The organism is Halobacteroides halobius DSM 5150 (assembly GCF_000328625.1).
In the GTDB taxonomy this organism is placed as follows: Bacteria; Bacillota; Halanaerobiia; order Halobacteroidales; family Halobacteroidaceae; genus Halobacteroides; species Halobacteroides halobius.
On record NC_019978.1, the window covers coordinates 2,185,275 to 2,199,240 of the forward strand.

The window sequence follows — 13,966 nt, forward strand, 5'->3', positions numbered from 1 at the left end:
TCTACTTTCTTGGGTCTCCATATTCTATTGGATTATCAGGATTTTTACTCCACACATACCAACCACCATCATAAACACTAATATCTTTCCAGCCCATCAAATAAGCCATAAAGAAAGCTTCACTTGCTCTCCAACCAGTTCCACAGAAAAAGCTAACTTCTTTATTAGAAGTAATCCCCCATTCTTTCCACATCTCTTTAATCTGTGGATAACTTCTTAGCGTACCATCTACATTTTCAAAATGCTCCATATGATAAGCATCAGAACCAGCATGTCCCCATACTGCTCCAGCAATCCGTCCTTTAGGCTCAATATAACTATAACCACTTGTCTTACCAATATATTCAGCCCAACTTCTAATACTAACTAATTCAGCATTTGGATCCTTAAGAATTTCTTTAGCCTGACGAGTATTAATAATATAATTTGGATTCACAGGAACATCAGCACCAAAATCAGCTACAGCAGTTGGCTGGTTAACTTTCTTTTCTAACCTATAGCCTGCTTCTTGCCAAGCTTTTAAATTACCATTTAGTAACCGAACATCCTCTACTCCAGCATACATCATTGCTGATGCTGCTCGAGCAGCTGCCATAGTAGAATTACTCCCATATAAAACTACCGTAGTATCTGTTGTAATTCCTAATTTCTCTAAATAATCTTCTAATTTTTCATCTGCTACAATATTCCAGTCAGGCTTACCTTCAATCCCATTAGTATTTAAATGAATAGCCCCAGGAATATGTCCCTGCTTATACTTTTTAGGCTCTCCATAACTTACTTCCACAATTTTATAGTCATTACGATCTTTGTTGTTAATTAATTTTTTAACCCAAGCTGGATAAACTAACTTTTGATAGTTGGCTAGTTTCTTCATTGGTAAATCATCATTTGCTGCCCAAGTACTAATTCCTGCCTTATAAACAACTACATTATTATATCCTAGATTCATTAGCTTGTTAGCTACTGTAGTACTTTTAGCACTACCATAACCATATACTACAACTTTTTTATCTTTTGTAACACCTTTCTTCTTTAAAACAGATTTTAATTTTTTAGCTTTCAATTTATTTGCTAAAGAATAAGGTAATTGAGCTGCACCTTTAATATGTCCCCCTCTAACTTCTCCTTTTAACTTCCAACCATTATATGCAACATCACTACGAACATCAACTACTGCTAAACTCTCTGCTCCTAATTTAGTTGCTAGTTCTTCTGTAGTAATAATTTCTACCTTTTTATTAGCTAATAACTGTTCATAGGGCCAACCAGCCTGTCCACCTTCTAAAATATAAAGTCGCTGTTCTTTAATACCTTGCGAAGATAAATATTTATATGTTCTTTCGGCTCCTCCACCACCCCGTGGACAGACAATTACAATATCATTATTTGACTTCTTAAGTTGTGGTAAAATTTTATCTAACTTAGCTTGATCCTGTTTTGATTTTACTGGATAGGCAGATGTGCTAATTGCTCCTTGGATATGATGCTTCTTAAAATCTTCTTGTGGTTGAATATCTACTAAGAAGAAGTCTTTTTCCTGCTCTATGCTTTGCTTTAACTTCTTAGGAGCATAATATTTAAAATTACTTCCTCCTATTAACCAATCAAAAAACCCAGCCATTGTTACCGTACTTACTGCAAAAACCATTACTAAAGATAGTACTGTGATTAATCCATATTTCTTCTTCATTATATAACCTCCTAATTTTTATAATTATACTTTAACTACTCCATTAGAATTAAGCGAGTCCAATATTTCGTACATATTACTAATGTTACCAATCTCTAATTTCTCTTCTAATCCATAATAATCTAAACAAGTTCCACAAGACAAAATAGTTACTCCTTTAGCTTCTAATTCTTTTAAATGTTCTTTAGCTTCTTGATTTAAAGTTGGCACTTTAACCCCACTGTTGATAAAAATAATCTTATTAGGCACAGGAGTTACATTTAACAAAGTACTGATAAATCCTTTCATCAAAACGTTCCCTAATTCTTCTGCTCCTTCTCCTAAAGTAGCGCTAGTAATAAAGTAAACCTTTCCTTGACTATCTTCTTTATCTTCTGTTGTTTCATCAGCTAACTTTTCAATTGTTAATTTATAATAATTCTCTTCCTCTAAAGTACTAACTTTACAGTTCATTTTCTTAGCTAACTTAGCCACATTCTCTGCTTGTACCTGATCATCAACAGTTACAATTACCTTATCTTCTTCTTCTAAAGCTTGTTTAGTCTTAACCACAGGTTTTGGACAATCAAGTCCTCTAGCATTTAATTCTTTCATCACTACCACTCCTCTGTAAAATATTTAATTAAAACAAATAAAACTAAAATTTTCTCTCTTCTTTACAAAATTTTAATCTACCTTTCTTCTTCATCCTCAATAAATCTCTCCATTACCCAAACAGCTACTTCACCAGTGATTTGAATACAGTGGTTGGCCCGTTGTTCCTGACTACCAAAATCATCAAAATCTTTAGTAAATACTCGACAACAAGTAGAACCATATTCTTCTTTGATATGTAAATCAGCATTAGCTGGAAAACATTCTTCTGACATAGCAGCTCCTGGTTAAGTTCGACCATAATTAAGTCCTAAAGCCATAACTCCACCACTAACTGCTCCACATAGACATTTTGATTTTCCAATTCCAATGGAGAAACCAGAAGCTAATTTAACCATCTCAGGCGGCATTTCCTCTACTATTAATTCATTATTATTACCTTCTTTTTATAAATTAAACTTATACTCAGTATAAATAATTTATATCATTATAATGAATTCTATGTTTGAAATATTATTCCTTCTTTTACATAAACTTAATTTTCTAACTTTAGTTCTTTAAGATTGGCCCATCTATAAAATGACTGATCATAATTTTCAGCCTTATTATAACCCATTATTCTTAAAACAAGTGTTAAATAAGCTGAGCGAATACCTCCTGTGCAATAACTAGCAATCTGGTCACCTTTTCTAAGACCAGCTTCTTTAAATATTTTTTCTAATTTTTGCGGACTCTTTAAATTCCCGTTTTGGTCTAACAAATTTTTATAAGGAAGCGAAATAGCACCTGGAAGATGGCCTCCTCTGGCTTCACCAAAATTAGTTGCCCCTTGATATTCATTTTCACTTCTACTATCTAAAATCTTAATCTGATTAGTATTAATTATCCAATCTTTATTAAGTTCTGTTATCTTTAAATCACTACTTTGTGTTTTAACATTTTGTTTAGATACTGGATAATTATTCTTTTGCCAATAACTCCAGCCGCCATCTAAAATTTTGGTATTTTTTATTCCGGCCATTCTTAACATCCAAACAATTCTACCTTCTTCTCCCCAACCTTGTGGAGAAATAGCATAAACAACTATATTTTTATTTTTTGCTACTCCAATGTTAGATAATTTTTCTGCTAATTTATCTGCACTCAGTACTGTACCCCACTTTTTATCTCCAGGCTTTCCATTCATATTACAAAATTGCTGCCAAGTTACTGCTACTGCTCCTGGAATATGTCCATTATCATAAGCTTCTTTTCCTCTAGCATCTAACACTAATAGATTATCATTATTTAAGTTGTTAAGCAGCCAAGTTGGCCCTGTAATAAAACTACTATTTGGATACTCACTATAATCTCTTTGTGCCAATAAATTATTATATGGCCAACCTTTCTGTCCATTTTCTAATATATATAATCTCTTTTCCTTTATTCCTTGAGAAGATAAATATTTATATGTTCTTTCAGCTCCTCCACCACCTCGAGGACAAACAATTACAATATCATTATCTGACTTTTTAAGTTGTGGTAAAATCTTATCTAACTTAGCTTTATCTTGCTTTGATTTTACTGGATAAGCAGATGTACCAATAGCCCCTTGAATATGGTGCTTCTTAAAATCTTCTTGTGGTTGAATATCTACTAATAAAAATTCCTTTTCCTTCTCTATACTTTGCTTTAACTTCTTAGGAAAATAATATTTAAAATTACTTTCTCCTATTAACCAATCAAAAAACCCGGCCATTGTTACCGTACTTACTGCAAAAACCATTACTAAAGATAGTACTGTGATTAATCCATATTTATTCTTCATTATATAACCTCCTAATTTTTTATAATTATATTTCAACTACTGCACTAAAAGTATCTAAACCTAATTCTTCTGCTCCACATAAACATTTAAACTTTCCAATTCGAATGGGAAAACCAGAAGCTAAATTAACCTTTTTGTTCTGTTGCATAATTTTAGCTCTTTTTTGAGTTTTTATATAAGGGGATTTTATTATAAATATAATTTTTATTTATATAACTGCTAAAAAAAGATACGTAATTATAACACAATAAATAATTTATAAATTATTTATATCTCAAATTTTTCAACGACCTCATTTAATTCTTCAGCTCTAACAGTAAGTTCATCAGCTGAATTAGCTATCTCTTCTGACATATTCTTAATATCATCTGAAGCGTTCATTAGTTGATCGCTATTTTGCGCCAAGTCTTGGGCAGAAACAGATGTTTCTTCAACATAATCGACAGTATTTTCCATTGAAGTTTTAATCGTTCTAAATATCTCGCCTGTTTTTTTCACTGTCTTTTTACCTTGTTTAGCCTTATTTTTTACCTTGTTAACAGCTTCTAATCCAGCATTTGACTTAGACTGAATTTCCTCACTTAGTTCAGCAATATTCTCAGTTGCTTTAGTAGTTTCTTCTGCTAATTCTCTAATCTCATCAGCTACAACAGCGAATCCTTGACCTGCTTTACCCCTACGGGTTCTAGAACCCTCCGTAGTAGAACTTGCTCTAGCTGCTTCAATTGAAGCATTTAATGCTAATAAATTAGTCTGTTCAGCAATATTCATAATTAACTCTACAATTTGATCAATTTCTTGCGAATGATTATCTAAATTCTTAATAACTCCTACAGCTTCTTCAACCTCTTGATTTATTTCTTTCATATTAGAAGTTGTCTCAGCAATATTTTTGCTCCCTACTTCTATTTCTTGATTAGATTTTTGAGCAAAACTAGTTACTTCTTGACTAGAGGCAGAAATTTGTTGGATTCCAGAAGCCATATCTTCCAGAGCCTCATTATTAGTTTGAACAGTTGCACTCCCCTCTTCTGCTACAGCAGATAGTTCTTCACTAGAAGCGGATAAATTCTCTACTGTATCTATTATACTTTCTACCATGTCCCTTAGATTATTCCTCATATGGTTTAGCTGTTGAACTAAATTACCAACTTCATCTTGACTGTTTACATTTAATGAAGAAATATCTAATTTTCCATTAGCTATTTTTTTAGCAAATTTAGCAGCAGCAACTAAAGGCTGACTAAACTTATTAGCAACAAATACAGCCACACCTATAATAACAACTGTAGAGATTGAAATAACTCCTAGTACTAATTTATAAGCTGAATTTAACTTACTAGCTAATTCTGACTTTTCAATTACAGATATAAACTTCCAACCTGTAATTGGAGAAGTATAAACATTCATCAAATAATCTTTTTGCTTCATAGTTACTGTAAAGTTATCTTGTTTTATTTGAGAGATGTTATTTAACTTCTTAACTCCTAATTTTTTTATATTTTTAAAATTCAACTTGGGATTCTTCGGATGAGCTAAAATAGTTCCATCATTAGTAGTCATAATTACATATCCAGTTTCTCCAATTTTGATATCCTTAACCATCTTAGTTAATCCTTTTAAGCTAACATCTAGCCCTTGAACCCCAATAATCTTTCCTTTATTATTTCTAATAGTGGTCACTGTACTTACAATTACTGCATCATCAGCTGACCAATAGTAGGGACTTGTCCTAGTAACCTGTTGCTTATTTCTCATTGCTACTTTATAATAGGGCCTTTCTTTAGGATTATAATTTTTAGGAACTGAATTAGCAGGCCACTGAATATAACCCCCATTGATAGTTGCCATATAAACATATGCTGAATTAGGATGTGATTGAGCAAATTTTTGATATAACTTATAAATTTCAGCTTCAATCCCACCATTTTCTAATGGAGTTAATTTTCTTTCCTCAGGTGTGGTTTTATCCATATAGGTAGTAATTGTTTCATTAGCTTGCTTTACTTGGGACATTGTTGACAATAATTCACAGTTTTCTTTTACAGTTTTAAAGTATAAGCTAATAGATTTATCTACCTGCTTGACTTCTTTTGTAGTAGATTCAAGAAAATTATTAGTTATCATCTTCTTCATTTTATTAGTTCCCAATAGCCCCAAAACAATTATAGGCACTAGAGCTAAAACTAAAACTATCGCAATTAATTTAGATTTAATGGTAGAAAAAATAATCATTTTCCTCCTTAAGTTTGCTGTACTTATTTTTTAAGTAAATTTAATCCTAAAACTAATCTATTAACTTCTTAGCATCTCGAGCAATCACTAATTCTTCATTAGTTGGAATAACATAGACCTTAACATTAGATTCATCAGCACTAATCTCTGTTGTTGCTCCTCTAACATCATTTTTAACTGAATCTAACTCAATCCCTAAATAATCTAAGTTAGAACAGATCTGCTCTCTTAATTCAATAGCATTTTCTCCAATACCAGCAGTAAAGACAATAGCATCTACACCATTCATTTCTGCAGTATAAGATCCAATATATTTTTTAACTCGCCCTACAAACATATCTAAAGCTAACTGAGCCCGTTCATTCCCTTCTGCAGCTGCCTCTCCTATATCCCTCATATCACTACTAATACCAGAAATACCTTTTAGACCACTTTCATTATTCATTAAATCATCCATCTCTTGCGGGTTTAAATCTTCCTTTTCCATAATAAATGGTACAGCAGCTGGATCAAGATCACCACATCTAGTTCCCATTACTAAACCTTCTAAAGGAGTTAGTCCCATACTTGTATCATAAGATTTACCATTTTTGACTGCTGTTACACTAGCTCCATTACCTAAATGACAAGTAATAATTTTTAAATCTTCAATAGGTTGGCTCATTTCTTTAGCTACTTTCTTAGCTACAAATTTATGAGATGTTCCATGAGCACCATAACGTCTAATATCATGCTTTTCGTAAAGTTCATAAGGTAAAGCATACATATAAATTTCTTCAGGCATAGTTTGGTGAAAAGCAGAATCAAAAGTAGCTATTTGCTTAGCATGAGGCATTAATTCTTCACAAACTTCAATTCCCATTAAATTAGGAGGATTATGTAGTGGAGCTAAAGTAGCACATTCTTCAATCTTCTCTTTTACATCTTGGTCAATAATAACTGACTTATCAAAGTATTTACCACCTTGTACTACTCTATGCCCTACAGCATTAATTTCATCTACACTAGAGATAACTCCAGTCTCTTTATTAGTTAAGGTATCAATCACTAACTCCATTCCTACACCATGGTCAGCAATTTCTTGTTCAATTTCAATTTCTTCTCCATTAACTTCTTGCTCTAATCGTGAGCCTTCAATACCAATTCGTTCTACTAATCCTTTAGCCAAAACTGATTCACTCTTCATATTAATTAATTGATACTTAATTGAAGAACTACCACTATTAATTACTAAAATTTTCATTTTACTGCCCCCTTATCCTGCCTGAAAATATAGTAAAGCCGCCCTAGAATTAACCAAGAGCGACTTTATTTTAAAATTAACCAATAAACCCGTCTTCCTGTAAAATCTCCATAGCTTCTTCTTCATCTTCACTAGCAACCATTACTACAGGTCCTGTACAACCCATTCCACTTTCTGCATAAATATCTTCTTCCCATAAAGCATGCACAGCATCATCTAAAGTTAAGATATCAATACCAGAGATTTCTTCATCTACTGTTTTAGATGGAGGAGCAGAAACTTCTTCACTAGAAGCTGCATTACTACTTTCAACATCAGCAATAATTTCTTCTAAACCTGCCTTATTAACTGATTTAAATTCATCTGTAGCTAACTTAGTAAGTTCACCTTGAGCTGCATCTGCTGCATATCTTATTGCTCCTGCAATTACTGGAGCGCCTGAAGCTCTAGAGATAATATTAATAATTTGGTCATAATCTTCTCCAACTCCAGGACCATAACCAAACCCTAAGGATTCATAACTACCTCCAGTAGTAAAGGCACCAAATACTTTCATTAATAAATTACCTGTTAAAGTATCAGTTACCATGACATCAGCTGAGCCTTGTAATAAGTCATTTCCCCGCATTACACAGCCACCATCAGCTCGAACTGTTTGAGCAAAGTTAATATCATAGCCGTTATCCTTTAATTCTTTAAGAGCCTGCTCTACTTGTCGAGCACCATCAACATTTAAGATACCTAGTGATGGATTTTGATTTCCTAGTGCCTTAGCAGCAATAATACCATAAATAGCATTCCTGACCATAGCAGTGATGCGGTTAGTAGCAGAAGTACCTGTAGAAGTAGCCAGTAACATTTCTTGACCTAAACCAGGAGTTATAATTCTTCCTACTGTAGAAACGCCGATAGGAAAGTTAAAGTGATTAGTAACACAAGCATCAATCTCTCCTGCTTGTAATAACTTTTCCATTTTGTCATGTGCTTCTTCTTCACAATCTGTCTCATAAATTATCTCTAAATCTGTATCAACTTGTGGCCCGATTAACTTTACTTCAAGATCAGAATCTTTATTAGCTGCTAATTCTGCTCCTTTTATAACTTCCTCAATACCATGTTCACTTCCTAAAGTAGTAATTCCTACTTTAGTTTTTCCTCCGTATTCACCTGATTCAAGTGCATCAGCTAGTTGATTAAAAACTTGGGCCACTTGCTGTTTAGATTGATTGGTAGCCATTTTCTCACCTCCTATAGTTGTGTTTTATTTACTCTTCTTCTAATAAAGAATCTGCTAGGTTACGCATAGCTTTAGCTACTATATTATTAATTTCATCTTCACTAACGCCTCCTTCTTTAGCACCCTGGCCAGTATTTTTCTCCATAATAAAGGAAACTCCATCAAATAAATTAGTCATTCTACCTAAGAATAGACTACCTTTACCAATAATCATTGCTCTTTCTAATTCATCATTTTTCATCATTTTTCGGGCGTGACCGATAAATGGAACTCCTGATGGAATATGACCTTGAGTCGGAGCAAATCCAGGCATGCCATGTTCATTAACAAAGTTCATTAAATCTTTTTTCTCTAAATCTCCACGTTTAACACCTAAAGCAGCTATCATTTTATAATTTGATGCTGGTACATCTCCTGCTCCAGCGGGTTTAGTAATCTCTGGATTTTGCATCTCTACAGAATACTTATCAATATCAGTAATACTTAATCCTATTTCATCTAATGGATTAGTAACTAAAGACGAAATTACTGCTTGAGGAGCAGAACCTGTATCTACTGTATGACGACCTATAGCATCTGTTCTTAAAATAGGACTTTCTCCATCATCTTGACTAACTAACACAGCAAATCCACCTAAACAATCCTCTAAAATAGGCATTTCTTGGTCTACATGGTCCTTACCATTCATACCTAATTTAGCTGTAGATCCTCCTGCTACTACTGCTACATTATCAAAGACACCTGATTTGACTAATCCAGCTGCATGGACTAAACCATGAGCCGGTCCAGCACAAAAGCTTCGGGTATCAGAACCAGTAGCATTTTTACAGCCTGCCATTTCAGCTATTGCTTTAGCAAAATTACCACCACCACGCTGGTTTACATCACCACAAGCTTCTTCTGATACTTCAATTACATAATCTACTTCTTCTAAATCAATTCCTTGTTGTTTGCCTAGATGTAACATCGAAAGTACTCCTGAAGCTTTAACTACTGTATTCTCTAACATAGTATGAGCATTTAAGTTAACATCTGTATCGTGAGCTTGCTTGACACAACCAATTAACTCTCCATCTAAGTATAAAGGTTCAGCAGTGTGTTCATCTACTAACTGTTTAATAGAGTCAACTTCTGTGCCCTCAATTTGCTCTATATAATCTTCACCTAATAGATCATGTTCTGCTAATTTATCTTTTATATCCTTAGCAAATCCTTCACTTAATTTTACTAAATCAAAGCTATCTGCCATCTTCATTAAACCATAAAATTCATCTTCAGGCATGATTTCGCCCCAGTCACTAAATCGTTTAGCATCTTTAACTGGATTATCATACCACTTTTGCTCTATCTCTTCTAATTCTTCTACTGATATATTCCCAATATAAGATTGGTTTGGCCCGTAATTTACTACTTCCTCATAGCTTCTTAAGAATTTAGGTGCTTGCTCTAAATAATCACTATCAGGATTTTGTGCTCTCTCTGATGTTTGGGTAGATCCATGTTGTAATAAAGTATTAGCAGCATGAACTAATATATAACTACTTCCTTTTAAAACTGCTTCATTCATCTTTGGCACCTCCGCTGGTTTATTAATTAACAATTAACAATGTACAATTTACAGTTGAAATCATTTACCCTGCAATTTGAATTTTCAAAATTAAATTCTAACTTAGTGTAAGTGTGAGGAATCAGTGTGAGTAAGATCAAAACATTTAAATTCAAAACCAAAATCACTATAAGCCCTATCTTTTAAAGGTTTGAATTGATTTTACAATTTTGAATTTGACTTAACTCACGACTCACACTCATTACCCACACTGATATTCAGTTACTAAATGTATTTCTTAATTTCTTCTTCAATCTCTTCAGCTGTTAAGTCATCACCACTTAAGTGCTCTACTTTTTCTCCATCAACATAAAATACCATAGATGGTAATCCCATAACTTGCTGGCTCATAGCTAAACGACGATTGCCTTTAATATTTAACTTACAAAACTTCATGTCATCTCCATACTCTTCAGCTAAATCTTCAACTTTAGGCAACAATTCCATACAACGGTCACAACCTTCACCCCAATAGTCTACCATTACTGGTCCTTCTACCTCTAATACTTCCTCTTCATAATTTTCCTTATTAACTTTAATCATTACTTTCATCCCCTTTCAAGTTTATAAGTTTAAATTTAGTCTAAGTTTAACTTAGACTTATTTTTCTTAAATTAAATAAGCTCCTCTATCTCAGTTTCTGTAGGTTGAGTAATCTTTTCTGCAACTTCTCCATCTTCAATTTTAAGCAAAGTTGGAACTTCAGTAACATCATACCGATTAGAAATACGAGTATTCTTATAAGTATCTATCTTTACTAATTTAACACCTTTAGCTTCTAAATCCATATTTTCTAACTTACCTGTCATTTTTAAACTTTCCTCATTTGTTGGACTCCAAAAGGCTACTAATACATCTTCTTCAGCCTCTAATACATTTTCTTGCCAATACTCTTCTTCTTCAATATATCCTCCTGCAGCAGCTGCAGTTGTAGCTCCATCAGCAGCAGCTGTTACAACTTGACGTAAAAATTTATTCCTTACATCTCCTGCTGCATAAACTCCTGGAACACTTGTTTCTAGTTTATCATTAGTCTTTATATATCCATTATCTGTTAGATCAACTATTCCTTCTAGAAAATCAGTTCGTGGTACTCGACCAATGAAGATAAAGATACCATCACAAGAAAAGTCTGTCTTTTCTCCTGTTTTAACATTTTTAAGTACTGCTGTATCTACTAGGCCCTCTCCTTTTACTTCTTCCAAAGTAGAGTTCCAAACAAATTCAATCTTATCATTTTGATAAGCTCTTTCTTGATAAATCTTATCTGCATCCATTGTTCCTTGATCATGAATTACTATAACAGTTACTTTACTAGCAAATTTAGTTAAATATAGTGCTTCTTCGATAGCTGAATTACCATTTCCAACAACTACTACTTCTAAATCAACAAAGAAGTCTGCATCACAAGTAGCACAATAAGATACTCCTTTACCTTTAAATTCTTCTTCTCCAGGAACGCCTAACCTTCTTGGTTCTGCTCCTGTAGCTACTATTACACTTTTAGCTTGATATTTTATACCATCTTTAGTTTTAATAGTTTTAATAAAGTCTCCTGTTTCTACCTCTTGAACCTCAGCTTTCTCAATTTTAGTTCCAAAACTTTTAGCATGTTCTTTAAAATTATCCATTAGCTCCGGAGCAGTAGTATCAAGAACTCCAGGATAATTCTCCATTTCATGATAGGTGGATACCTGCCCTCCTAACTGACTATTTGTTTCTAACAAAATTGTATTAAGCTTAGAACGTGATGCATAAAGTCCTGCTGCTAACCCTGCTGGTCCTCCACCAATTATTAATACATCATATGCATTGCTCATTATGATTCCCCCTTTATTTTTTAATGAATATGAGTTATAATAATTATACAATGTTATAATCATGATTATAATATAATCGTGATTATTTAAATAAGAAAAGAAAAATGAAACTCAGTAGTAGGGAAATTGGGGTTCCTACTACTGAAGTTTTTATTTTAATCAGTTAATTCCTTAGCCCCTCGTTTTTCTTCTTCTCGCAAAGCTTTTAGGATTGAAACCATAGCAAACAGCAGTACAATTGCAAATGGGAAAGCAGCTACAATGGAAGCTGTCTGTAACATTTCCAAACCGCCAGCTAACATTAATGTCAGTGCTAAACCAGCCTGGATAACCCCCCAAATAACTCGTCGTCTAGTTGTCGGATTAGGGTCTCCTTTAGAACTCATTATCCCCAGTACAAAGGTAGCAGAATCCGCTGAAGTAATAAAAAATGTAGATAATAATGTTAGCGCTACAAAGGAGAATATATCAGTGATTGGATAATGTTCCATAACTGAAAATAACATTGTCGAAGCAGGTTGATTATTAACAATCTTACTTGCAGTATCAATTCCTAAACTAGTTCCTAAAGTACCGAAGATACCAAACCAGACAAAACCAACTAAAGCTGGAGCTAATAATACACCAGTTACAAATTCTCTAATAGTTCGACCGCGAGAAATTCGCGCAATAAACGTACCTACAAATGGTGCCCAGGCAATCCACCAAGCCCAATAAAAGATTGTCCACCAGCCGTACCATTTATTACTTGTAACCCGCAGGCTGTCTTGTACAAACGAGCCCAAGTAGGCTCCAACTCCAGTACTAATATTATTCATAATCATTACTGTAGGCCCGATAACCAAACCTACAACCATCAAAATAGCTCCTAAAGTTATATTTGCGTTAGATAATATTTTAATCCCTTTATCCAAACCGGAAATAGCAGAGATCATAAATAAGGCAGTAATTACTACCATAATAATAACTTTTACCATATCAGTCTGCGGAACTCCAAAGAGAAAATTAAATCCACTGTTCATCTGCAAAGCCGCCATTCCAAGTGAAGTTGCTACACCGGCAACAGTAGCAAATAAAGCTAGAATATCAACAAATTTGCCTATAGCTCCCGAAACTTTTTCTTCCCCAATTAATGGAATAAAAACACTACTCATTAAAACTGGTTTATCTTTACGGAATCGCATATAAGCCAGAGCTAGAGCAAAAACTGCATAAGCAGCCCACGGATGTAAACCCCAGTGAAAATAAGATTTTTTCAAGGCAAAATCAATTGCTGCTCGGCCGCCACCTTCCATTCCTAATGGTTTAACAAAATGAGTTAAAGGTTCAGCAACACCCCAAAAAACTAATCCAACACCCATTCCTGCACTAAAGAGCATCGCAAACCAGGAAATAGTACTGTACTCTGGATCTTCATCCGGTTTACCTAACTTCACATTTCCGTACTTGCTAATTCCTAAACCAATAGTATAAACTACAAACAAACTCATAGTAATTAGATAAAACCAGCCAAAGTTCCCTACTAAAAAATCAAATGCTGAATTAGCTACATTCTTGAAATTCTTTTGCGCTATAATCCCCCAGGCTACTACAATAAAAGTTACTACTAAAGAAATATAGTAGACTGGATTACCTTCATTGTCTTGTTCCACAACTTTAGTTTCTTTTTCTGGTTCAGTTGACATATTTCAGCCTCCCTATCTTTATTAAATGAAATACACCTTACCCCAC

The 13,966-nt window shown here is 33.7% G+C and carries 13 protein-coding genes; all 13 read right to left on the reverse strand.

What is annotated here, in order from left to right; genetic code table 11:
- Position 1 precedes the first annotated feature (1 nt).
- Positions 2–1,693, reverse strand: coding sequence for a rhodanese-like domain-containing protein (locus HALHA_RS10685; RefSeq protein WP_015327781.1), 1,692 nt, complete (start codon positions 1,691–1,693; stop codon positions 2–4).
- Positions 1,694–1,717: 24 nt separating this feature from the next.
- Positions 1,718–2,287, reverse strand: a complete 570-nt coding sequence (gene yedF / locus HALHA_RS10690; protein ID WP_015327782.1) for a sulfurtransferase-like selenium metabolism protein YedF — start codon at positions 2,285–2,287, stop codon at positions 1,718–1,720.
- A gap of 77 nt (positions 2,288–2,364) precedes the next feature.
- Positions 2,365–2,562 carry a C-GCAxxG-C-C family protein gene (locus HALHA_RS13940; RefSeq protein ID WP_245547363.1) on the reverse strand — a complete coding sequence of 66 codons (198 nt, stop codon included), beginning with the start codon at positions 2,560–2,562 and terminating at the stop codon, positions 2,365–2,367.
- Positions 2,563–2,574: 12 nt separating this feature from the next.
- A complete protein-coding gene (locus HALHA_RS13945; RefSeq protein WP_245547365.1) occupies positions 2,575–2,697 on the reverse strand; it encodes a C-GCAxxG-C-C family protein in 123 nt (40 codons plus the stop codon).
- 125 nt (positions 2,698–2,822) lie between these two features.
- Positions 2,823–4,094 carry a rhodanese-like domain-containing protein gene (locus HALHA_RS13135; RefSeq protein ID WP_015327783.1) on the reverse strand — a complete coding sequence of 424 codons (1,272 nt, stop codon included), beginning with the start codon at positions 4,092–4,094 and terminating at the stop codon, positions 2,823–2,825.
- Positions 4,095–4,119: 25 nt separating this feature from the next.
- Positions 4,120–4,242, reverse strand: coding sequence for a hypothetical protein (locus HALHA_RS13865; protein WP_015327784.1), 123 nt, complete (start codon positions 4,240–4,242; stop codon positions 4,120–4,122).
- Between the two features lie 119 nt (positions 4,243–4,361).
- Positions 4,362–6,329 (reverse strand): methyl-accepting chemotaxis protein, encoded by a 1,968-nt coding sequence (locus HALHA_RS10705; RefSeq protein WP_015327785.1) that lies wholly within the window; start codon positions 6,327–6,329, stop codon positions 4,362–4,364.
- Between the two features lie 52 nt (positions 6,330–6,381).
- The gene (locus HALHA_RS10710) at positions 6,382–7,572 is read right to left on the reverse strand and encodes an acetate/propionate family kinase (protein ID WP_015327786.1); all 1,191 of its coding nucleotides are present in this window, start codon (positions 7,570–7,572) and stop codon (positions 6,382–6,384) included.
- A 76-nt stretch (positions 7,573–7,648) separates the two neighbouring features.
- The gene (gene grdD, locus HALHA_RS10715; protein WP_015327787.1) at positions 7,649–8,809 is read right to left on the reverse strand and encodes a glycine/sarcosine/betaine reductase complex component C subunit alpha; all 1,161 of its coding nucleotides are present in this window, start codon (positions 8,807–8,809) and stop codon (positions 7,649–7,651) included.
- A gap of 28 nt (positions 8,810–8,837) precedes the next feature.
- Positions 8,838–10,376: a glycine/sarcosine/betaine reductase complex component C subunit beta gene (gene grdC / locus HALHA_RS10720; RefSeq protein WP_015327788.1), complete on the reverse strand. Its 1,539-nt coding sequence runs from the start codon at positions 10,374–10,376 to the stop codon at positions 8,838–8,840.
- Positions 10,377–10,640: 264 nt separating this feature from the next.
- Entirely contained in the window at positions 10,641–10,958 is a 318-nt protein-coding gene (trxA, locus tag HALHA_RS10725; RefSeq protein WP_015327789.1) for a thioredoxin TrxA, read from the reverse strand.
- A 71-nt stretch (positions 10,959–11,029) separates the two neighbouring features.
- Positions 11,030–12,235: a thioredoxin-disulfide reductase gene (trxB, locus tag HALHA_RS10730; protein WP_015327790.1), complete on the reverse strand. Its 1,206-nt coding sequence runs from the start codon at positions 12,233–12,235 to the stop codon at positions 11,030–11,032.
- Between the two features lie 155 nt (positions 12,236–12,390).
- Positions 12,391–13,920: a BCCT family transporter gene (locus tag HALHA_RS10735; protein WP_015327791.1), complete on the reverse strand. Its 1,530-nt coding sequence runs from the start codon at positions 13,918–13,920 to the stop codon at positions 12,391–12,393.
- Positions 13,921–13,966 lie beyond the last annotated feature (46 nt).